19 protein-coding genes are annotated in these 21,153 nt (G+C 56.7%); 12 read left to right on the top strand and 7 right to left on the bottom strand.

Annotated features, from left to right (window positions below; all coding sequences use genetic code 11):
* Positions 1-213: 213 nt before the first annotated feature.
* The 12 genes from AC22LX_RS01605 (at position 214) to AC22LX_RS01550 (ending at position 14,501) form a co-directional block, all read left to right on the top strand.
* Positions 214-1,260 carry a LacI family DNA-binding transcriptional regulator gene (locus tag AC22LX_RS01605; RefSeq protein WP_487333690.1) on the top strand — a complete coding sequence of 349 codons (1,047 nt, stop codon included), beginning with the start codon at positions 214-216 and terminating at the stop codon, positions 1,258-1,260.
* A 144-nt stretch (positions 1,261-1,404) separates the two neighbouring features.
* On the top strand, positions 1,405-2,712 hold the full coding sequence (locus AC22LX_RS01600) for an MFS transporter (protein WP_032711697.1): 1,308 nt from the start codon (positions 1,405-1,407) through the stop codon (positions 2,710-2,712).
* A 17-nt stretch (positions 2,713-2,729) separates the two neighbouring features.
* Positions 2,730-3,494 carry an SDR family NAD(P)-dependent oxidoreductase gene (locus AC22LX_RS01595; protein ID WP_015705502.1) on the top strand — a complete coding sequence of 255 codons (765 nt, stop codon included), beginning with the start codon at positions 2,730-2,732 and terminating at the stop codon, positions 3,492-3,494.
* A 45-nt stretch (positions 3,495-3,539) separates the two neighbouring features.
* Positions 3,540-3,953 (top strand): RbsD/FucU domain-containing protein, encoded by a 414-nt coding sequence (locus tag AC22LX_RS01590; protein WP_032714566.1) that lies wholly within the window; start codon positions 3,540-3,542, stop codon positions 3,951-3,953.
* A gap of 322 nt (positions 3,954-4,275) precedes the next feature.
* Entirely contained in the window at positions 4,276-5,991 is a 1,716-nt protein-coding gene (locus AC22LX_RS01585) for an ABC-F family ATP-binding cassette domain-containing protein (RefSeq protein WP_487333689.1), read from the top strand.
* Between the two features lie 231 nt (positions 5,992-6,222).
* Positions 6,223-7,233, top strand: coding sequence for an alcohol dehydrogenase AdhP (gene adhP / locus AC22LX_RS01580; RefSeq protein ID WP_015366486.1), 1,011 nt, complete (start codon positions 6,223-6,225; stop codon positions 7,231-7,233).
* Positions 7,234-7,391: 158 nt separating this feature from the next.
* Entirely contained in the window at positions 7,392-9,014 is a 1,623-nt protein-coding gene (locus AC22LX_RS01575) for a TIGR04028 family ABC transporter substrate-binding protein (protein WP_487333688.1), read from the top strand.
* A gap of 9 nt (positions 9,015-9,023) precedes the next feature.
* Positions 9,024-9,968: an ABC transporter permease gene (locus AC22LX_RS01570; RefSeq protein ID WP_047067659.1), complete on the top strand. Its 945-nt coding sequence runs from the start codon at positions 9,024-9,026 to the stop codon at positions 9,966-9,968.
* Positions 9,965-10,816, top strand: coding sequence for an ABC transporter permease (locus AC22LX_RS01565; protein WP_487333687.1), 852 nt, complete (start codon positions 9,965-9,967; stop codon positions 10,814-10,816). The genes AC22LX_RS01570 and AC22LX_RS01565 overlap by 4 nt, the downstream gene beginning before the upstream one ends.
* Entirely contained in the window at positions 10,813-12,414 is a 1,602-nt protein-coding gene (locus AC22LX_RS01560) for a dipeptide ABC transporter ATP-binding protein (protein WP_487333686.1), read from the top strand. Before AC22LX_RS01565 ends, AC22LX_RS01560 begins: the two co-directional genes overlap by 4 nt.
* Entirely contained in the window at positions 12,414-13,400 is a 987-nt protein-coding gene (locus AC22LX_RS01555) for a putative FMN-dependent luciferase-like monooxygenase (protein ID WP_045394639.1), read from the top strand. Before AC22LX_RS01560 ends, AC22LX_RS01555 begins: the two co-directional genes overlap by 1 nt.
* 9 nt (positions 13,401-13,409) lie before the next feature.
* A complete protein-coding gene (locus tag AC22LX_RS01550; RefSeq protein ID WP_063447144.1) occupies positions 13,410-14,501 on the top strand; it encodes an alkylhydroperoxidase domain protein in 1,092 nt (363 codons plus the stop codon).
* On the opposite strand, the gene araJ is transcribed toward AC22LX_RS01550, so the two are convergent.
* The 7 genes from araJ to AC22LX_RS01515 all read right to left on the bottom strand — a co-directional run bounded on the left by araJ (position 14,502) and on the right by AC22LX_RS01515 (position 21,075).
* Positions 14,502-15,683 (bottom strand): MFS transporter AraJ, encoded by a 1,182-nt coding sequence (araJ, locus tag AC22LX_RS01545; RefSeq protein ID WP_045394155.1) that lies wholly within the window; start codon positions 15,681-15,683, stop codon positions 14,502-14,504. It lies immediately after the preceding gene.
* Between the two features lie 84 nt (positions 15,684-15,767).
* A complete protein-coding gene (locus tag AC22LX_RS01540; RefSeq protein ID WP_045394153.1) occupies positions 15,768-16,484 on the bottom strand; it encodes an ABC transporter ATP-binding protein in 717 nt (238 codons plus the stop codon).
* A complete protein-coding gene (locus AC22LX_RS01535) occupies positions 16,484-17,356 on the bottom strand; it encodes an ABC transporter ATP-binding protein (protein WP_063447145.1) in 873 nt (290 codons plus the stop codon). Before AC22LX_RS01535 ends, AC22LX_RS01540 begins: the two co-directional genes overlap by 1 nt.
* On the bottom strand, positions 17,353-18,639 hold the full coding sequence (livM, locus tag AC22LX_RS01530) for a high-affinity branched-chain amino acid ABC transporter permease LivM (RefSeq protein ID WP_315710590.1): 1,287 nt from the start codon (positions 18,637-18,639) through the stop codon (positions 17,353-17,355). Before livM ends, AC22LX_RS01535 begins: the two co-directional genes overlap by 4 nt.
* A gap of 9 nt (positions 18,640-18,648) precedes the next feature.
* Entirely contained in the window at positions 18,649-19,563 is a 915-nt protein-coding gene (locus AC22LX_RS01525; RefSeq protein WP_032711708.1) for an ABC transporter permease subunit, read from the bottom strand.
* A gap of 111 nt (positions 19,564-19,674) precedes the next feature.
* Entirely contained in the window at positions 19,675-20,790 is a 1,116-nt protein-coding gene (locus tag AC22LX_RS01520) for a branched-chain amino acid ABC transporter substrate-binding protein (RefSeq protein ID WP_063447147.1), read from the bottom strand.
* A 153-nt stretch (positions 20,791-20,943) separates the two neighbouring features.
* The gene (locus AC22LX_RS01515) at positions 20,944-21,075 is read right to left on the bottom strand and encodes a hypothetical protein (protein ID WP_015366472.1); all 132 of its coding nucleotides are present in this window, start codon (positions 21,073-21,075) and stop codon (positions 20,944-20,946) included.
* Between the last annotated feature and the right edge of the window lie 78 nt (positions 21,076-21,153).

Here is a 21,153-nt window from a genome sequence, read left to right as displayed (position 1 = left end):
CAATAAACCCGTACCTGTCTGCTCCACTTTATTGCAATATTTATCGCCCTGTTTACTAAACACCCGTCCATCCTTACGAGTGGCTTCACATATGCTTTATTAACTCGCTCATCCGCGAGTAAAGGTCTTGCCCGCTTACCCGGTCGCCGATAAATTAGCAGTCAGATAACACGGTGCTGAAATAAGCGCGCAGCAAAAACAGAAGGTTTAGGTATGGCGAATATTCGTGATGTCGCCCGTCGGGCCGGGGTGTCAATTAGTAGCGTGTCCAACGTACTTAATAATCGCACACAGCAGATGCGCGAAGAGACCCGACAGCGGATAGTCAAAACGATGGCTGAGTTAAATTACCGCCCGCCGCGTTGCGCCCCGCCGGTCGCCGATTCAGCAACCAAAATGCTCGGCCTGATGGTACCGTCTATCGTCAATCCGAGCTTTTCAGCGCTGGCACATGAACTGGATACTGCCGCGCGCGCTTTTCGCCATCGCCTTTTATTAGGCATTTGCTGCCGCGATGCCGCCGAGGAGTCGGCATTTATCGCGGATATGTTTTTGCATGGCGTACGCGGATTGATCGTCGCCGCCAGCGACGTACGCAAAACCCACTTTGTACGTGCAGCCGAACAAGGCATGACCATTATTAGCTATGACAATCGGCTGGCCGAAAGCGTCCCGCCTCGGGCGCGCTACTTCGATAGTGTCTCAATGGACAACGTTGAAGCGGGACGTCTGGCGGCGCAACATCTGCTGGACAACGGTTGCCGTAATATCGTCTTTGCCACCGAAAGCGGGTTAACGCTGGGACGCAGCCATAAAATCCTCGGCTTTCAGTCCGCGCTTTCCCAAAGCGGTACAGCGGCCAGAGGCGTGGTGATAGAAGGCAAAGGCAATCGGGAATTCGGCGACGCCGAGATGTTCGAACTGGGCGTAAGCCTGGCGCAAAAAATTAGCGCCTTAACGCCGCGAGTGGATGGCGTGGTAGCGATTAACGATGCTTTAGCCATCGGCCTGATGGTTGGGCTACGCGCGCAGGGCCTGAAAATAGCGGAAGATATTTCGGTGATTGGCATCGATAACATCTCCCTGTCGGCGTTATCGTCACCGGGCCTCACCTCGGTAATGGCCCCGCTTTCGGCAATGGCGTCGATGATGGTTGAGCGGCTTATCCAGAGAATTGCTGAGCCGGGATTACAAACCGACGAATTTATCTTTGCACCGGAAGTGATACAGCGTCAGTCGGTAAAAATAAAGCAACCCTAGTTGTTTTTATAAATAAATAGCATGGTGCAGATAATAGTTATTATCTGCAGGGAGACCTATACCCTATTACATTCAAAACGCATATTAATGTCGGGATTTCCATCCCATTCTTTTGTACTTTAACGAGTATAACCGGAAATAATGATGAACCTACAATCTGCGCAAGATATAGAAAAGAGCGCCATTAAGAAATTGACATGGCATATTGTTCCATTAATGATATTGCTTTATTTTCTGGCTTTTCTTGACCGTAATAATATGGCCTACGCCGCAATGGCGCTGGAAGATAGCCTTGGCCTGACGGCCACCGCCTTTGGCTTTGCTTCGGGAATATTTTTCATCGGTTATTTTATGTTTGAAATTCCCAGCAACGCCGGCACGATTAAGTTCGGTCCGCGGCTGTGGTTCGCGCGTATTCTGATCACCTGGGGAATATTTGCCACTTTGATGGGGTTCGTCAGAACGCCGACCGAACTCTATATCTGTCGTTTTATGCTTGGCGTGTGCGAAGCCGGTTTCTTCCCTTCAGTGGTGTACTACTTCACGATCTTTTTTCCGCCAGCCTGGCGGACCAAAATTCTCGGCATGTTCATTATTGTCCAGCCGCTATCCAACGCCGTGGGTTCACCGATTTCAGGCTTAATTCTGCATATCGATAACGGCTGGTTTGGCCTTGAATCCTGGCAGTGGTTATTTATCCTCGAAGGTATTCCGCCGATCATTATCGGCCTGTTCATCCCTTTTATTATTAAGAATTCACCGCAAGAAGTCGGCTATCTCAACGCTGAAGAAAAGGCGTGGTTAATGAGTAGTACGAACCGTTCAAAATCAGGGAGTAAAGTCTCGCTGGCTGAGTTCGCCAGCGGTATTAAAAATCCCAAATACCTGCTTTATGCGCTGCTGAATTTCGGGATGGTGTGTGGAATTTACGGTTTCGGGATGTGGCTACCGTCGATTATTACCGCTATTTCCGGCGATGATATTCTTCGCGTAAGCCTGATTGCCCTTATCCCCTACGGCCTGGCGGCGCTACTGGTTTATCCATGGAGTATGCTGGCCAGTAAAACACGCAAAATCGCCGTTTTTGCCGGTATCAGTATGGTCGTCGCCGCATTAGGGCTCGCCGGCGCGGTGGTGTTCTTTAAGTTCAACGTCGCGATTTCACTCTCATTCCTGACCATTGCCGCCATTGGTATCTATACCGCGGTACCGTGTTTCTTATCGATGCCTGCCAACGTCTCGGCAGGCGCAGCGACGGCCGCGGGTCTCGCCGTGGTGAGCTGCATCGGCAACCTGGGCGGCTTCGTCGCCCCTTACGTGGTCGGCCTCCTTAACGACTTCAGCCACAGCAGCACGCCGGGCCTGATATTCCTCGCCATGTGCCTGCTGATCACCGGCCTGATTTGCATTTTCTACTGCGCCAGACAGCGCGAAGGCGTCATTCAATCCTGAAAATTTAAGGAAACATCATGGGAACTCTTATTGGAAAAAAAGCATTTATCACCGGCTCTGAACAAGGTATCGGCTGGGCTACGGCGGAAAAACTGATTCTGGCGGGATGCGATGTCTTTTTGCACTACCACAGCGGCGAAGAAGGCCCGCAAAAGTTGGCGGCTATCGCCAGCGCGCGAGGGCAAAAAGCGGCCTGGCGCTATGCGGACTTGATTGACACTGAGGACGCGACCGCCTGCGTGCAGGCCGCCGCGGAATTCCTCGGCGGTATCGATATCCTGGTGAATAACGTCGGCGGTATCGTCGGGCGTAAGTGGCTTGGCGAAATTGACCGTCAGTTCTGGCAAACGGTGTTAGACGTCAATATGACCACCATGCTTAACGTCACCCAGGCGGCGCTTCCCTGGCTTAAATCGGCAACGGATGGCGCCAGCATCATTAACCTCGCCTCGCTGGCGGGGCGCTCCGGGGGGCATGCCGGTTCTCTCGCCTATTCAACCACAAAAGGGGCCATCCTGACCTGGACACGCTCGCTGGCGGCTGAACTGGGCGAGCACGGCGTGCGCGTCAATGCGGTTGCGCCGGGGCTTATTCTCGGCACCCGTTTTCATAACCGCCACACCACACAGGCTTCGGCTGACGAAACCATCCGGCAAATTCCGCTTCAGCGCGCGGGAACGCCCGATGACGTCGCCCGCGCCATCACTTTCCTTGCCGGCGAGTATGACGGATTTATCTCCGGCGCCACTATCGATATTAACGGCGGAATTTATCGCATGTAATGCAAACCGGGCGGCCAGAAATCGCCGCCCGCCAGGGAGTACCTGATGATCAAATTCGAAATTATCCATCCACAACTGCTGGCTGCTCTGGCGTGCTGCGGCCATAAATCACAAATTCTCATCGCGGATAGCAATTTTGCCTGTCGCGTTAATGCCAATGCCGATGCCACGTTGATTCAGCTCAACCTCGCGCCAGGCATGGTACCGGCAACTTATATCGTCGAAAAACTGCTTACCTGCGTTAATGTCGAACACGCGACGCTGATGGCATCACCAGCGGAATTCACTAACACCATTGCCAGTGAATACCGGGAGCTTCTACCGACAAACTGCCCGCTTGAATATGTCGAACGCGAAGCTTTCTACACAAAGTCCCGGCTGCCATTGACCCAATTGGTCATCGCTTCCGGCGAACAGCGTCGTTTTGCCAACCTACTACTCACCGTGGCCCCGGCCTAATCGTCATACCCGCCGCCGATAAGACCGGCGGCGCGATCCTCAATGCTGGTATCTGGTCAAAAGACAATTTAGCCACTACACTCCCTGCATCCATCAACCTACTGAAAAAATAAGGAGGATCCCCATGCTGTACTGTGAACTGTTTAATGTTTCACATACATTTGGCGATCGCACCAGCTCAAGCGTTATCGGTATCGTGCTGCGATAACTTTAGCTTGAGCGAAGAAGCCAACGACTAAATCCCTTCCTCGGGCTTACCGGGTTATCGTCAGCGATGTTTGACGAGGCATTCTCATGCCTGTAACTCTTGAGTAAGTTCACAATGAGCACACTTTTAAGCGCACAATCTCTCCACGTTGATACGGCCTTTGGCCCACTTTTCAACGACCTCTCCTTTACCCTGAAAAAAGGCGATCGCATTGGCCTGATTGGCTATAACGGTTGCGGGAAAAGCACGCTATTGCAGGTGCTGGACGGCACTCTCACGCCGAATTCTGGCAGCGTATCGCGGGCTAATCACTGCCTGCTGGCGCGCGTGGAACAACATCTGCCTGACGCCCTACTCAGCCAACCGCTATTGCAGGTGGTACTGGAAAAACTGGCGCCTGGCGAACGGGATTCGCTGCGCTGGCAAGCGGAGCGACTGCTCGCTGAAATGGGTTTTACGGTTCAACAGACCCAACAGCAAGCCGCCACCCTGAGCGGCGGACAACATACTCGTCTGTTGCTCGCCCGTGCGTTGATCCAACAGCCCGATTTGCTGTTGCTGGATGAGCCAGGCAACCATCTCGATCTGCCGACCCTGCTGTGGCTGGAAAGCTTCTTGCAAACCTGGCAGGGGAGCTTCGTGGTGGTGTCGCACGATAACCTCTTACTGGATGCTGTAACTAATACCAGTTGGATTTTACGTGATAACACGCTGCACGCTTTCTCACTACCCTGCAGCGCCGCCCGTCAGGCGCTGCAGGAGCAAGATGCAAGCGATGCTCTGCGCCACAAAGCGGAACAAAAGGAGATCGACCGCGTCGCTGCCAGCGCCAAACGGCTGGCCATCTGGGGTCGGGTTTACGATAACGAAGATCTGGCGCGTAAAGCCAAGCAGATGGAAAAGCAGGTTTCACGCCTGAAGGATAGCCAGACGGAACTCACCGCCGGCACGCCGTGGCGTCTTGAGGTGCATGGCGACGCCGTTCGCGCCGACCGTCTGCTGGAGATGGAAAATCTCCCCGTGCCGCCGGCGCCCGGTCTCCCCGCCCTGTTCACCACCGGTCTGGCGCGGCTGCAAAGCGGCGACCGGGTAGCGATAATGGGGCGCAACGGCGGTGGGAAATCGTCGCTGCTGCGCCTGTTATGGCGACAAATGCAGCAACCGGCTAGCGAAGCCGGGCTGCGTTTACATCCTCGACTACATCCGGGTTATTACGATCAAACCCTGCATCAACTGGCGGATGAGGCCAGCCTGCTGGAGGCGCTGGAGCCCTTTGAGCCTTCGCCGGAAACGCGCAAGCGGGCGCTGATTTCCGCCGGCTTCGGCTGGGCGCGACACGGGCAGAAGGTCAGCACCCTCAGCGGCGGCGAACGTTCACGGCTGCTGTTTGTCGGCCTGTCGCTGGCGAGCTATAGCCTGCTGCTGCTCGATGAACCCACCAACCATCTGGATATGGAGGGAAAAGAGGCTCTGGCGGCGACGTTGCGGGAGTATCCCGGGGGGCTGCTGCTGGTTAGCCACGATCGACAGCTCATCAGCCAGAGCTGTAACCGCTTCTGGTTAATTGATGAAAACGGGTTAAGCGAGTGGCACGACGTCGACGAGGTGTACGCCCGTCTGCGCAGCAACGAGCGCCTTCAGAGCCCGGCGACGCAAACGCCGCCGCAGGCGCCGCCCGTCGACGACCTGCAAGAGGATTTGCTGGAACGTCTGGTGATGCTGGAACAGCTATTGGCGGACGATTTGCAGCGTAAGCCGAAGCATCAAAAGCCGCAGCTACAGGCGCAGTGGCGTCAGGAAATTGAAGAGATAAATACCCACCTGAGTTAAATGCCTATGCCACCGGAGCGTCAGCGCCCCGGTGGCATGACGGCTTGGATACTCAGCTCCTTTCGGGTTGCGCCCCCTAAAATTGGTATAAACGGATGAATATTGTGCCAAATATGCGGCAAATCCCCCCATTCCCAACCATACCGCTTGTAATTAGCGACATAAGATCTAATCCTTAATGAGTATTATTTTCGCTGTTAGCACCTTCGTATCATTAACAAGGAGAAACGCATGAAAGCTGCTGTAGTCACCCACGACCACCAGATTGATGTAACCGATAAAAAGTTACGCCCGCTGGAGCATGGCGAAGCGCTGCTGAAAATGGAATGTTGCGGGGTCTGCCACACTGACCTGCACGTGAAAAACGGCGATTTCGGCGATAAAACCGGCGTCATTCTCGGCCATGAGGGCATCGGCATCGTGGAAAAAGTCGGCCCTGGCGTGACGTCGCTGAAGCCGGGCGATCGCGCGAGCGTGGCCTGGTTCTTCGAAGGCTGCGGCCACTGCGAATACTGTAATAGCGGCAACGAAACCCTGTGCCGCTCGGTGAAAAATGCCGGCTATACCGTCGATGGCGGAATGGCCGAAGAGTGCATCGTCACCGCTGATTACGCGGTCAAAGTGCCGGATGGACTGGATTCTGCCGCCGCCAGCAGCATCACCTGCGCCGGCGTCACCACCTATAAAGCGGTGAAGGTCTCACACATCAAACCCGGCCAGTGGATTGCCATTTATGGCCTCGGCGGCCTGGGTAACCTGGCGCTGCAATATGCCAAAAACGTCTTTAATGCCAAAGTGATCGCCGTTGACGTCAACGATGGACAGCTGGAGCTTGCCGCCTCGATGGGCGCCGATCTGACGGTTAATTCCCGCAACGAAGACGCCGCCAAAATCATTCAGGAGAAAACCGGCGGCGCCCACGCGGCCGTGGTTACCGCCGTTGCTAAAGCGGCATTTAACTCCGCCGTAGATGCGGTTCGCGCCGGCGGCCGCGTCGTCGCCGTTGGCCTACCCCCGGAAGCGATGAGCCTGGATATCCCTCGCCTGGTGCTGGACGGTATTGAAGTAGTGGGTTCGCTGGTCGGTACCCGTCAGGATCTGATTGAAGCCTTCCAGTTTGCCGCCGAAGGCAAAGTGGTGCCGAAAGTCACGCTGCGCCCGCTTGGCGATATCAACGCCATCTTTAAGGAGATGGAACAGGGCCAAATCCGCGGCCGCATGGTTATCGATTTCCGCCGTTAATTCTGTCTGACTCTGCCAGACGAAAAAGTCTAACCTGCTGACTATTCTCGCATGTTGGGAATAGTCAGAATTCGCAAATGCTTAGCGCAAATCGTTGGTTCCTTTGTATTCCGTCGCGCCCGATGATGGCAAGACAATAGATAACAAAGGAATTCACCATGCAAAATCGCTTTCGCCTGCCTACGCTTGCCGCCCTTTTTATCGCAGGCGCATTTTCAGTTTCGGCCGCGCAAACGCCGATCAAAGGCGGCACCTTAATTTATCTGGAACAACAGCCACACACCAATCTCTATCCGCCGGCCGGCGGTTTTTACCCTAACGGCGGGATCCTTAATCAGATAACCGACAAGCTGACCTGGCAGAACCCGGAAACGCTAGCTATCGAGCCGTGGATCGCCGAAAGCTGGACCAGCAACGACGATAAGACCGAATATACCTTTAAGCTGCGACCTGGCGTCACCTTCTCTGACGGCACCCCACTCGATGCCAACGCGGTCGCAAAGAATTTTGATACTTACGGTTTGGGCAATAAAGCCCTACGTCTGCCGGTTTCCGAAGTGATCAACAATTACGATCATAGCGAAGTCATCGATCCATTGACCGTCAAATTCTACTTCAAAAAACCCTCACCGGGATTCCTGCAAGGTACCGCGACGATTGGCTCCGGGCTGGTTTCCCTCAGCACCCTGGCGCGAAGCTTTGAGGCGCTGGGCGATGCCCGCCATATCATTGGTTCCGGCCCCTTTACGGTAAAAGATGAAAAACCCGGACGTGAACTAACCCTGGTGGCGCGGAAAGATTATCAGTGGGGGCCGAAAAATCTTGCTCAGCAAGGCCCGGCGAACCTCGACGGTATTACCTATATCGTCACGCCGGAAGATAGCGTACGTATTGGCGCGCTGCTGGCGGGACAGGCCGGGTTTATTCGCCAGGTGCAGGCCTATGATGAAAAACAGGCGACCGACCAGGGCTTTAATATTTATGCCGCACCGACGCGTGGCGTTAACGATAGCCTGAGTTTCCGCCCTGATAATCCGCTGGTTGCCGACCTGCGGGTACGCCAGGCGCTACTGCATGCGACCAACGCCAAACAGGTTGTCGAAACCCTTTTCTCACCTAACTATCCGCAGGCAAGTTCCGTCATCGCCCGCACCGCCGCGGGATACGTCGATTTAAGCGACAAACTGGCCTTCGATCAGCAGAAAGCCAAACAGCTGCTGGATGAGGCGGGCTGGATCCCGGGCGCGGATGGTATCCGGCAAAAAGCGGGACAACGGCTGGCGCTCACCGTCTATGAATCCCTGCCGCAGCCGCAGAACAAAGAGGTGCTACAGCTGGTCGCGCAGCAGTGGCGTCAGGTTGGCGTGGCCTTAAGCGTGAAAGCCGGCGACGCCGGCAGCCGGGTACTGGATAATCTCGACCCGCTGAAAACGCCATTAACCGTTTCTGAAGTTGGTCGCGCCGACCCGGACGTGGTGAAGAGTATGTTCTTCCCGGCTAATCGCGATGCCTTGCTGCAACAGGGCGGTTCGAGCGACAAAGTAAAATCCTTCCGTGACGATAAGCTCAACGCCCTGTTAACCGCAATCTCTGCCGAAGTGGATGGGCAAAAGCGTCTGCAGCTAACTGGCGATGCACAGCGTTACCTGCTGGATAACGCCTACATCATTCCTATCTTTGAAGAACCGCAGGTCTTTGCCGGCGCGTCATGGGTAAAAGGCGTACGTTTTGAAGCCGTAGGCCGTCCGTCGTTTTACGGCGTATGGCTGGATAAACACTAAGGGGGCGCCATGAGCCACTATCTTTGGCGACGGTTGGGACAAGGCGTGCTGGTGCTGTGGGCGGCCTTCACCCTGACCTTTTTTCTGCTGCAGGTACTTCCCGGCGACGCGATTTTGATTAAGTTTCAGAACCCCGATCTGGGGCTGAGCCCGCAACAGATCGCCGAAATGCGTGTGGCCTATGGTGCAGACAGCCCGCTGTGGCGGCAATATTTGCATACCTTGCTGGCCATGCTGCAGGGGGATTTCGGCTATTCACTCCAGGCGGGACTGCCTGTCAGTTCCCTGATTGCCAGCAATTTACCCGACACGCTGGCGCTGGCGTTGCCGGCCTTCGCGCTGGCGGTTCTGCTGGCCTTTGCGATCGCAATCGCTTCGCGTTTGCCGGGGCTACGCGGTATCAGCAATCTGCTACAGTCGTTGCCGGTGCTGTTTATTTCACTGCCGACCTTTTGGCTCGGCATCGCCTTAATCCAAATCTTTTCATTCCAATTGCACTGGGTCCCGGTTATCAATCCCGGACCTCTGCAAGGCCTGGTGCTACCCGTTATCGCGGTGGCGATACCGATTTCCGCGCCGCTGGCGCAAATTCTGTTACGCACCATGGATCACATCGCCGCACAACCCTTCGTTGCCGTTGCTCGCGCCAAGGGAATGAGCGAAACGCGGGTGTTATGGCGGCATGTCACCGGCAATGCTCTGTTGCCGACATTAAACATTGCTGGCCTGCTGCTGGGAGAACTGATCGCCGGGGCCTTAATTACCGAAACCGTTTTTGGCCGCAGCGGTCTCGGCCAACTGACGCAGCAGGCGGTGAATAATCAGGACATTGCCATTCTTCAGGCCGTGGTGATGATTTCAGCGCTGGGCTTTGTCGCGATCAATCTGCTGGTCGATCTGCTGATGCCGATGCTCGACCCGCGCTTAAAACCCCTGCGCGGAGGTGCGCTATGAGTCTGGTCGATTATGCCTCGGCGGCACGACGCCGTCCGGTGAACTGGCGCCGTTTTTCCTTCCAGCCTGGACTGTGGCTGGCATGGTCGGTGATGACGGTTGCGGTACTAATGGCTTTCGCGCCGCAATGGTTCACCGCGTTTAATCCGCTCGACGGCATCGCTGGCGCCCAGCGTCTGGCGCCGCAGGCGGGACACTGGCTGGGTACCGACCAGCTCGGTCGCGATGTGTGGAGCCGAATCGTCTACGGCGCAGGGCATTCGCTTTCCGCGGCCCTGGCCGCCGTCGCTATGGGACTGGTTGCCGGCACGGCGTTGGGCACCGTTGCCGGCGCGCTGGGCGGGCGGGTCGAAGCGGTCGTCATGCGGATTGTCGATATTCTGCTGGCTATTCCCTCGCTCCTGCTATCACTAACGGTAATCATACTGCTCGGTTTTGGCACCCTGAACGCCGCCATGGCGGTTGGCGTTGCCGCTATCGCCAGTTTCGCCCGACTGTCGCGCGCCGAAGTCGTGCGCATTCGTCACAGCGACTATGTCGAAGCAGCCTACGGAAGCGGAGGCACTTTTTTGGCCGTATTCTGGCGGCATATTCTGCCTAACTCGCTTTCGCCGGTGCTGGCTTTCGCCACCCTCCAATTCGGCCAGGCTATTCTCGCCCTCTCAACCCTGAGTTTTCTCGGCTATGGCACTCCGCCGCCGGTGCCGGAATGGGGATTACTTATCGCCGAGGGGCGTAAATATCTTTCCACCGCCTGGTGGCTCACCACCTTCCCCGGAATCGCGGTCATTGCCGTGGTACTGGCAGCCAATCGTATCAGCCAACAACTCAATAGGGATCGCCGATGAACGTGCTTAACGTAGAAAATCTGACCATCAGCTACCGCTCGGGCGGGCAGTGGCGCGAAGTGGTTCACCGGGTTAGTTTTACGGTTAAACGCGGCGAAATGCTGGCGTTCGTCGGCGAATCCGGTTCGGGCAAAACCACAACCGCCCAGGCGATTATCGGCCTGCTGGCGGAAAACGCCCGCCTCGATGCCGGGACGGTTCGTCTCAACGGTGAAGAGATTAGCCGCTGGTCAGGCAAGCGGCTGGATAGCCTGCGCGGGGCCAGAATCAGCCTGGTGCCGCAGGATCCCGGCAACTCGCTGAATCCGGTGCAAACCATCGGCGCGCAGGTCGGCGAAATACTCCGCCTGCATAAAAAAAGCAGTAAAATCGAGCGTCGACAACAGGTTATCGCCCTGCTGGAAAAAGTCGGCTTAAGCCATCCAGAGCAGCGCGTAGACCAGTATCCGCACCAGCTCTCCGGCGGTATGAAGCAGCGGGTGCTGATCGCGATTGCCATCGCCCTGAAGCCGGATTTGATTATTGCCGATGAGCCGACCAGCGCGCTCGACGTGACGGTACAAAAAAGAATCCTCGATCTGCTCGATCATTTGCGTCGTGAATCCGGCACCGCGGTGCTATTTGTCACCCATGACCTCGCGCTGGCGGCGCAGCGTGCCGACCGGCTGGTAGTTTTTCGTCACGGTGAAATTCAGGAACAGGGCAACAAGGGTGATGTTATCCGCACCCCACAGCACGGCTATACCCGCCAGTTGCTGTGCGATCTACAAGGACAAAACCTGCACTTAACCACCGCCATTCACCCGTTTGTTACGCCGGCAATACGGGTTGAAGGCGTGAGCAAACGCTTTGCGTTAGGGGGCAGCCATCTGCAGGCGCTGAATAACGTAAGCTTTATTTTACCGCGTGGCAGTACCCATGCGCTGGTCGGCGAATCGGGCTCAGGAAAAACCACCCTCGCCCGTATCTTACTGGGTTTTGAGCAGGCCGATAGCGGACAGGTGTCCATTGACGGTATTGCCAGCGGACAATTGAGCCGCGAGGCCCAGCGCCAGCTGCGGCGCAAAATTCAGTTTGTTTATCAAAACCCTTTCGCCTCACTCGATCCTCGCCAGACCTTGTTCGACATTATCGAAGAGCCGCTGAAGAATTTTCAGCGCCTGACCAAAGATGCGCGGCGCCAGCGGGTCGAGTCCGCCGCCGCCCGCGTCGCGCTGGCGCCGGAGCTACTCAACCGAACCGCTCGCGAGCTCTCCGGCGGCCAGCGTCAGCGGGTCGCTATCGCCAGGGCTCTGATCCTCGAGCCCACGATTCTGGTGCTCGATGAGGCCACCTCAGCGCTGGATGTCACGGTGCAGGCGCAAATTCTCGCCCTGTTGCTGCAATTACAGCAACAGCTTGGGTTGAGTTATCTGTTTATCACCCACGATCTGGCGACGGTGCGTCGCATCGCCCATAGCGTGACGGTGCTGCGCGCCGGGCAAGTCATCGAACAGGGCGAGGTAAAGCAGTTGTTCGCCGCGCCGCAGCACGACTATACCCGCGAGCTGCTCGCCGCCATTCCTCATTATCACGCACCCAGCATGGAGATTGCATGATGCCTAAACGTCTCGGATTTTTCACCCGGCTACTTGATCGCGCCACGCCGCAAGAGCGCTATCGCCTGGCGACGGAGCAGATCCGCCACGCGGAACGGCTGGGCTTTGATAGCGCCTGGGTGGCGCAACACCATTTTCATGAAAATGAAGGCGGATTACCGTCGCCGTTGGTGTTTCTTGCCCATGCGGCGGCCCATACGCAACGGATCCGTCTCGGTACCGCCATCATTACGCTGCCGATGGAAAACCCGCTGCGCGTCGCGGAAGATGCGGCAGTGCTGGATTTACTCGCTGAGGGTCGCCTGGAAGTGGGTTTTGGCTCCGGCGGGACGCCAACCTCTTTTCTCCCCTTTGGCCTGGCCTGCGAACAACGCGGCGCGGTCTTCGCCGATCATCTGCATTTGATTGAAAGCGCCTGGCGCGGCGATACGTTGGCTCATCCGGACAATCATCTTTATCCGCCTGCGCCGCAGCTGGCAAAACGGATTTGGATCGCCACCTTTTCAATTGAAGGCGCTATTCGGGCCGCTAAATCCGGCCATGGGTTGATGCTATCGCGCACGCAGCCGCGCCCGCCAGGTCAAAGCGAGCTGCCGCTGGATGCGATTCAGAACCCGATTATCGACGCCTACCTCGCCGCGCTGCCATCCGGCGTGGCGCCGCGAATTCTGGCCTCCCGTACCGCGTTTATTGCCGACAGCCAGGGGTATGCGCTACAGGCCGCAGAGCCGGGTTTAAGTAAACAGGCGGCAGCCCATCGCGCCGCCGGCCACGAGATTATTGGTGACACTGTCACGGATTACGCTCGCCAGCTTGATGCCCACATTGGCGATGCGCCGCATGTGCTTGCATCGCTGGCTAAAGACAGCGTGCTAGCCCGGGTGACTGACATTTCGTTTCAGGTTCATTCGGTGGAGCCATCGCATCAGGACACGCTGCGTTCTATCGAACTCATCGCTAAACACATTGCCCCGCAATTCAGATAAGGAGTCGCTATGAGCTTAAGTCAGGATATTTTGGCTGAACTGGCGGAGATCGCCGCCGATTCACCGCTGGGCAAGGCCCGCGCGTTACGCGACGCTGCGACCCGCCACGCCCAGGGAAGTTACGAGGTGCTATTTAGCCAACAGGATGAGGATTTTCCGCTCGAGGAACGGTTCGCCATCGCCGCAAAAGTGGCCAGACTTCATCAGGCAGACGCGCTGGCGGCGCATTACGCCGGTTTCGGCATTGCCGACCCGACAACCCCACGGCTTGCCGCCGCGCTGGGGTTTGCCCGCCTGCTGACCTTTACTCCGGTGGAAGCGACGCCCGCGGCGTTACAAACGCTTAGCGACGCGGGCTGGAGCCTGCGCGGTATCGTAACGCTGGCGCAGCTTATTGCGTTTGTCAGTTTTCAAAGCCGATTGCTGAGCGGCTTGCGTTTGTTAAATGACAAACCAACCTCCGCGGCCGAGACCCCGGTGGTCGCCGGCTACTGGCACACACATCCCAGGACTGCCCGCGGTAAACCTGCGCCGGTGGCCTTTACGCGCGATGAATTACACTGGGAACCGTGGATTGCCGATAAGCCGCTCGCTGAATTTAATCCCGCCGAGCAGGCGCTGCTGGCGCAGTTCGGCCACAGTGACTCCCCCTACTTCCGCCTGCTGGCGCGCAACCAACCGGTGCTTGAACAGCGCACGCTGACCGATAAAGGGATCTTCTATACGCCGGGTGGCCTGCCGCGCGCCGAACGTGAACTGGCGGCAACGGTGGCCAGTAAAATCAACGGCTGCATCTACTGCGCGTCGGTACACGCGCGCAAGGCGGCGCAGTTGGCAAAAGATGAGCGAGCGGTGGAGACCCTGCTGGCGGTGACGCCTGGGGAGAATCTCAGCGATGGTCAAGAGCCGCGCTGGCAGGCGGAGATTGACGCCGCCGCCGCGCTTTCCGTTACCCCGCCTGCGATAACCTCAGCGCATCTCAGCGCGCTGGAGCAACAGGGTCTGGATATCGTCGAACAGTTGGATCTGCTGCAATCGGCGGCATTCTTCGCCTGGGCTAACCGCCTGATGCTAACCCTTGGCGAACCGTGGCGGGATTAATCAGACCTGCCCTGCCTGGGTAACGCGATGACGCGTTACCCGCCGCTGATATCGCGCATACAGCAGCAACGAGCTCATCGCCAGGAACGACAGCGCTGCCGCCGGCAGCGCCACCGAACGCCAACCTGCGCCAAAGGTAATCATCATTCCGCCGCAGTAGGCGCCTATCGCGCTGCCGAGGTTAAACGCTATTTGCCCGCCCGCCGCCCCGAGCATTTCTCCGCCTCTGGCATTTTGTAGCAGTAATATTTGCAGCGGCGCGGCGAGTGCGAAGAGCCCGGCGCAGCAGATAAACGCCAGCGCCAGCGAAGCCAGCGGCTGTATGCCGAAGGCAAAGATGAGCAGTAACGCCGCGACAATGACGCCGTTAGTCATCGCCGCAATACGCAGCGGACTGTAGCGTCCAGAGATCCTGCCGCTAAAGAGATTGCCTAAAACCATCCCCAATCCGACCAGCATCATAATTAACATCATCGCCGACTCGCTAAAGCCGGAGACATTCATCATGAAGGGCTTGATATAGCTAAACCAGGCAAAAACGCCGGCATTGCCGAACATCGTGGCGGCGAAAATAAACCACGGCGCCGGGGTTTTAAGGAAATGGAATTGTTCGCTGAGCCGGGAGGCGGATTTGTCATATAGCGTCGGCACCCAGCGCAGTATCGCCAATAGCACCAGCACATCAAATAGCGCGATGGCCGTGAAGGTATAACGCCAGCTGAACTGATGGCCAAGCCAGGTGCCAGCCGGTACGCCAAGCAGGTTCGCCACCGTCATACCCGCGATCATCCCGGCGACCGCCGCGGTAACCCTGCCCGGCGAGGCGATTTTCGACAAGATAATCGCCCCGACGCCAAAATAAGCACCGTGAGGAAAACCTGAAATAAAGCGACCGAGCGCCAGCATGGGATAACTTGAGGAGAAGGTAAATAACGCGTTGCCTGCCACACATAGCGCCACCAGGAACAGCATCACCGATTTCAGCGAAAAACGGCTGGAAAACAACGCCATGACAGGCGCGCCAAACACCACGCCAAAGGCGTACCACGAGATCATGTTGCCGGCCGCGGGGATGGTAATGCCGACATCATGGGCGATTTCAGGCAATACCCCCATGATGCCAAACTCCGCCATTCCGAGGCCAAAGGTTCCCAGCGCTAAGGAAAAAATCGTTTTCTTCATCTAGTCGGTCACTTTAATGTGCATTCACGACGCTAGTGTAACCGATTTCACACCCTGTTTTCTCCCCTTACGACCGACGAAAACTTAACCCATCCCCAGATAAGCATTTCTGACTTCCGGGTTATCCAGCAACTCTGCGCCGCTACCGCTCAGACGTATTTCGCCGTTGACCAGTACATACGCGCGGTTAGCCAGTTTTAGCGCGTGGTACGCATTTTGCTCCACCAGCAGCAGCGTCATACCCTGAGCGGTCAACTCGCGCAAGATGCTGAAAATCTGCTTCACCACCAGCGGCGCCAGACCCAGGCTCGGTTCATCTAATAGCAATAGCTTTGGCCGACTCATCAGCGCGCGGGCGATCGCCAGCATTTGCTGCTCACCGCCGGAGAGCGTCATCGCCCGCTGCGCACGACGCTCTTCCAGCCGCGGAAACAGCCGATACATCCGCGCTTTATCTTCATTCTGATAACGATTACCAATGGGAATAGTGCCCATCAGCAGATTCTCTTCCACCGTCATGTCGGCAAAAATACGTCGTCCTTCCGGCGCCTGGGCAATACCGTTGGTGGCGATATAGTGCGTCGACTGGCGGCTAATATCATGTCCGCGATAGATAATACTGCCAGCGGAAATACGCGGCTGGCCGAAAATGGACATCAGCAGCGTGGATTTTCCGGCGCCGTTAGCGCCGATTAACGCCACCGTTTCGCCTTCATTGACCGTTAGCGATACCGACTTCAGCGCCTGGATTTGCCCGTAAAAAACATTAACCTCGCGAAATTCCATCAACGGTTGGCTCATCAGGCAATCTCCTGTTCATCGGTACCAAGGTATGCGGCGATCACGCTCAGGTTGGCCTGGATCTCAGCCGGGGTGCCATGAGCAATAACATCGCCGTGGTCGAGCACAATCACGCGATCGGAGATTTCCATCACCATGCTCATATCATGTTCGATCAGCAGTATGGTGACGCCATGATGTTCTCGCAGAAAACGAATAATCCGGCTCAGGGCACGCGTTTCCGCCGGATTGAGTCCGGCTGCGGGTTCGTCAAGACACAGTATTTCCGGCCCGGTACACATCGCGCGGGCGATCTCCAGTCGCCGCTGCTGGCCATAAGAGAGCGTTCCCGCCAGTCGATTGGCGCAGTCAACCATCTCCACCACTTCCAGCCAGTAAAAGGCCCGCTCTAATGCGCGGTTCTCCGCCTGCCGATAGCCGCGGGTGTTCAGGATCCCGGCGATCAGGTGGCGGTTGACCTGCATATGCTGGGCCACCATCAGATTTTCAATCACCGTCATTTCGCGAAACAGGCGGATGTTCTGGAAGGTACGCGCCAGCCCGGCGCGGTTGACCAGATGCGCGCCGCCGAACATTTTGTAGTACATCCGCCGTCCCAGGCGCGCAGGATGGAAAAAATCATCGGCATGCAGTTTCTGCCCGAGAACCTGAATCACATCGGTCATTCGTTGCCGGGCATTAAGACGAATGGCGCCGCCGCTGGCGCGGTAGAATCCGGTCAGGCAATTAAACACCGTGGTCTTACCCGCGCCGTTCGGGCCAATCAGGGCGGTAATCGATCCGCGTTCAACCTCAAGGTTGACATCATTCAGCGCTTTAATCCCGCCAAAATGCATCATCAGATGCTCGACCTGCAATATTGCATCGCTCATGGCGCGACTCCTTTGCGGATTTCCACCCCGGTACGCCCGGTGCGCACCAGCCCGCGCGGGCGCCAGATCATCATCAGCACCATCAGCACGCCAAAGAGCAGAACCCGGTATTCGTCAAAGCCGCGCAGAAGCTCCGGCGTGACCGTCAGGACGAAAGCCGCCAGCACCACCCCCAATGTCGAGCCCATGCCGCCTAATACCACGATGGCGAGGATCAGCGCCGATTCGAAAAAGGTGAACGACGTCGGGTTGACGAACCCCTGATAAGTCGCGAAAAAGACGCCGGCGATGCCGGCCGTCGACGCGCCAAGCATAAACGCGGACAGCTTAACCAGCACGTGATTCAGCCCCATCGCCCGGCAGGCGATTTCATCTTCCCGCAGCGCCTCCCAGGCCCGGCCAATCGGCATCCGGGTCAGGCGGTGTTTTATCAGCAACACCATTAACACTACGATAAACAACACGGCATAAATAAAGATAAATTTAAGGTTGGGGTTGTAGGCAATATGCAGAAATTCATGAATCGGAGTGCCGCCCTCTTTGGCTCGCCGGGCAAACTCGAGGCCGAAGAGCGTTGGCGATGGCACCGAAACGCCGTTGGGGCCGCCGGTAAAGCTCACCCAGTTGTTGAGCACCAGGCGGATGATTTCGCCGAATCCCAGCGTCACAATAGCCAGGTAGTCGCCATGCATTCGTAATACTGGAAAACCCAATAACGCCCCCGCCAAAGCCGCCATCACCGCCCCCAGCGGCAGCATTGCCCAGAAACCTAAGCCAAGGTATTGATAGCCAAGCGCCAGGCCATAGGCGCCAATGGCGTAGAAGGCGACGTACCCCAAATCAAGTAACCCCGCGAGACCCACCACGATGTTTAATCCCAGCCCCAGCAGGACGTAGATAAGCCCGAGGATCGCAACGGTAAGCAGATACTTACTGGCCATTAACGGGAAAACGATAGCCGCAATCACCAGCAGCGGCAGGACAAAACGCAGCCGACTACGATAGCCGGGGGGACGGACAAATACACCCTGGTCGTTGCCTTCAAAACGTCCGACAAACTGCTTCCCCCCGCGGGTTTGCAAAAGCAGACTGAGCAACAGCCGCCCAGCCATCACCACCGCCACCAGCACGATGACGCGCTGTGGAGAAAGCGTAAAACTGTACCCCTTCAGCACGATGCCCACGATCGGGCCAAAGACTATCAGCGCGCATAAACCGGCCAGCACGCTATCAATAACGCTGCGTTTGACATCGATGCCGTCTAAACGGGAAATATCGGTCATATGTCCCCCTTAGACCTTGGCCACAACAGGACGTCCTAACAGCCCTTGCGGACGAAAAATCAGAATCGCCACCAGCAATGCGAACGAGAAGACATCCTTATAATCCGAGTTCACTAACCCGGCGAACTGCGCCTCGGCGACGCCCAGCAGCAGGCCGCCAAGCATCGCCCCCGGTAGCGAACCGATCCCGCCCAGCACCGCCGCGGTGAAGGCCTTAATGCCGATAATGAAGCCGATATAAAAATCAAACGTGCCGTAATTCATGGTCACCAGCACCCCGGCAAGGCCCGCCATGGCGGCGCCAATCATAAACACCAGCGAGATCACCCGATCGGTGTTAATGCCGAGAATGGCCGCCATTCGCCGATCCTGCTGGGTCGCGCGGCAAACCCGACCTAACTGCGTGTGGTTGATTATCCAGCTCAGTACCACCATGCCGACGAAGGCGGCGAGCAGGATGAAGATTTTGGTCCAGGTGATTTGCACCACGCCATCACCTACCGTAATCCGCAATACGCCGTGCATCAACGTCGGGATCCCCTGTTGATTGGGGCCCTGACTCAGTTGCACGTAGTTTTGTAAAATCAGCGACATACCGATTGCCGAGATCAGCGGCGCCAGACGCGTTGAATTACGTAGCGGCCGATAAGCAATGCGTTCGATGGCCCAGCCGTACACCCCGGTGACGATAATCGTAAACACCAGCGTGCCGAAAATCAGCAGCGGGAAGGAGTGAATACCGAAGTAGGCCAGCAGCGCCAGCCCGATAGCACACAGATAGGCTGAGACCATATATACCTCGCCGTGGGCGAAGTTAATCATACCGATGATGCCATAAACCATGGTGTAGCCAATGGCGATAAGCCCATATACCGCGCCAAGCGTTAAGCCATTGATCAGTTGTTGCAGAAAGAATGCCGCCATATGAACCATCCTGCCAGTCAAGGTGCAGCAGACGCAGAGGCCTTAACGTCTGCTGCTTATGGTGGTACGACGCCCCTCTGATGAGGACGTTATGCGCACTACAATCCCGGGTTACAGCTGATGATATTTGCCTTTATCATCCCATTGATAAACCACGTAATCCGATACTTTCAGGTCGCCTTTGCCATCCCAGGCTTTTTTACCCATCACGGTATCGACGCTATGGTTTTTTAACCATTCGCTGGCTTTGGCATTATCGGTACCGGCGGCGTTATAGGCGGCGGCGATAGCCTGAATCGAAGCGTAGGCGTAAAGGGTATAGCCCTCCGGTTCAAAACCGCTGGCGCGGAATTTGTCGATCACCGTTTTACCTTCAGGAATGGTGCGCGGATCCTTACCGAAGGTCATTAACACGCCATTGGTAAACTGCGGCCCGCCCGCGGCGGTAACTAACTCTTCGGTCACCACGCAGTCGCCGGAGAAGAACTTAGCCTGGACGCCCTGCTCGCGCATCTGGCGCACCAGCGGGCCGGCTTCCGGGTGGCAGCCGCCGAAATAAACCACATCCGGTTTCAGGGCGCCGATTTTGGTTACCAGGGCATTAAAGTCTTTTTCCCCGCGGGATAAGCCTTCATACAGCACTTCTTTCGTCCCGCGTTTAGCCAGCGCCGCGCGTGTCGCATCGGCTAATCCCTGACCGTAGGTGTCTTTATCGTGAATGACGGCGATCTTCTTCGCCTTCAGCACATCCAGCATGTAGTTGGCGGCAATCACCCCTTGCTGGTCATCGCGCCCGCACATGCGGAACATATCTTTCATTCCGCGTTCGGTGATTTGCGGATTGGTGGAACCCGGCGTGATGGTCAGGATGCCGGCTTCGTCATAGACCTCGGAGGCGGGCATCGTCGAGGAAGAGCAGAAGTGACCCACCACCGCCGAGACGCCGGAGTCGTCGACCAGGCGGTTAGCCACTGCCACCGCTTGCTTGGGTTCACAGGCATCATCGCCCTGTACCAGCACAATTTTTTCGCCTTTAATTCCCCCGGCTGCATTAATATCAGCCGCCGCCTGCGATGCCCCTTTCCAGTATTGGGCGCCATAGGTCGCATTCGGCCCGGTAAATGGGCCGGCCACGCCAATCTTCACATCCGCCTGTGCATAAAATGCCGCGCTCAAACAACCTGCTATTGCAAAATGCAGAGTCAACTTTTTAAGTTTTAAAGACATTCGGATAGTCCTCAGCGATATCGAACAGACGCCACAAACTGGCGCAGTAAAAACCACTTACAGCGTAACGTGCCAATGCTGGAATAAGCCGTAGCGGCTTCGGTAGATAAAGCAAAAAACCCGCCAGGAAGAGAGGTATCGCCAGATCGATTACTAATAGTCGCGTAGCGTGACCGCAATCGGTACCACCCCGGCAATGCGCCAGTCTTTACAGGTCAGGAGGTCTGTTGCCGTCACGTGGCCTGCCGGGAACGCTGGTGTCCATACCGACAGTGAGCTAAACATAGAACGACTTTAGCAACCTTGCGCACCGGGCTGGTGCAAAAGTGCGGTGATGATCAAAACTAGTGAAAATTTTGCTGC

The sequence above is a fragment of the Klebsiella sp. PK01 genome (assembly GCF_057624675.1).
This window is presented reverse-complemented; position numbering and strand designations above follow the sequence as displayed.

What these genes read in the sequence shown, in the direction of transcription:
- AC22LX_RS01605 (WP_487333690.1), top strand. Translation starts at nt 214, where the DNA reads ATGGCGAATATTCGTGATGTCGCCCGTCGGGCCGGGGTGTCAATTAGT.
- AC22LX_RS01600 (WP_032711697.1), top strand. Translation starts at nt 1,405, where the DNA reads ATGAACCTACAATCTGCGCAAGATATAGAAAAGAGCGCCATTAAGAAA.
- AC22LX_RS01595 (WP_015705502.1), top strand. Translation starts at nt 2,730, where the DNA reads ATGGGAACTCTTATTGGAAAAAAAGCATTTATCACCGGCTCTGAACAA.
- AC22LX_RS01590 (WP_032714566.1), top strand. Translation starts at nt 3,540, where the DNA reads ATGATCAAATTCGAAATTATCCATCCACAACTGCTGGCTGCTCTGGCG.
- AC22LX_RS01585 (WP_487333689.1), top strand. Translation starts at nt 4,276, where the DNA reads ATGAGCACACTTTTAAGCGCACAATCTCTCCACGTTGATACGGCCTTT.
- adhP (WP_015366486.1), top strand. Translation starts at nt 6,223, where the DNA reads ATGAAAGCTGCTGTAGTCACCCACGACCACCAGATTGATGTAACCGAT.
- AC22LX_RS01575 (WP_487333688.1), top strand. Translation starts at nt 7,392, where the DNA reads ATGCAAAATCGCTTTCGCCTGCCTACGCTTGCCGCCCTTTTTATCGCA.
- AC22LX_RS01570 (WP_047067659.1), top strand. Translation starts at nt 9,024, where the DNA reads ATGAGCCACTATCTTTGGCGACGGTTGGGACAAGGCGTGCTGGTGCTG.
- AC22LX_RS01565 (WP_487333687.1), top strand. Translation starts at nt 9,965, where the DNA reads ATGAGTCTGGTCGATTATGCCTCGGCGGCACGACGCCGTCCGGTGAAC.
- AC22LX_RS01560 (WP_487333686.1), top strand. Translation starts at nt 10,813, where the DNA reads ATGAACGTGCTTAACGTAGAAAATCTGACCATCAGCTACCGCTCGGGC.
- AC22LX_RS01555 (WP_045394639.1), top strand. Translation starts at nt 12,414, where the DNA reads ATGCCTAAACGTCTCGGATTTTTCACCCGGCTACTTGATCGCGCCACG.
- AC22LX_RS01550 (WP_063447144.1), top strand. Translation starts at nt 13,410, where the DNA reads ATGAGCTTAAGTCAGGATATTTTGGCTGAACTGGCGGAGATCGCCGCC.
- araJ (WP_045394155.1), bottom strand. Translation starts at nt 15,683, where the DNA reads ATGAAGAAAACGATTTTTTCCTTAGCGCTGGGAACCTTTGGCCTCGGA.
- AC22LX_RS01540 (WP_045394153.1), bottom strand. Translation starts at nt 16,484, where the DNA reads ATGAGCCAACCGTTGATGGAATTTCGCGAGGTTAATGTTTTTTACGGG.
- AC22LX_RS01535 (WP_063447145.1), bottom strand. Translation starts at nt 17,356, where the DNA reads ATGAGCGATGCAATATTGCAGGTCGAGCATCTGATGATGCATTTTGGC.
- livM (WP_315710590.1), bottom strand. Translation starts at nt 18,639, where the DNA reads ATGACCGATATTTCCCGTTTAGACGGCATCGATGTCAAACGCAGCGTT.
- AC22LX_RS01525 (WP_032711708.1), bottom strand. Translation starts at nt 19,563, where the DNA reads ATGGCGGCATTCTTTCTGCAACAACTGATCAATGGCTTAACGCTTGGC.
- AC22LX_RS01520 (WP_063447147.1), bottom strand. Translation starts at nt 20,790, where the DNA reads ATGTCTTTAAAACTTAAAAAGTTGACTCTGCATTTTGCAATAGCAGGT.
- AC22LX_RS01515 (WP_015366472.1), bottom strand. Translation starts at nt 21,075, where the DNA reads ATGTTTAGCTCACTGTCGGTATGGACACCAGCGTTCCCGGCAGGCCAC.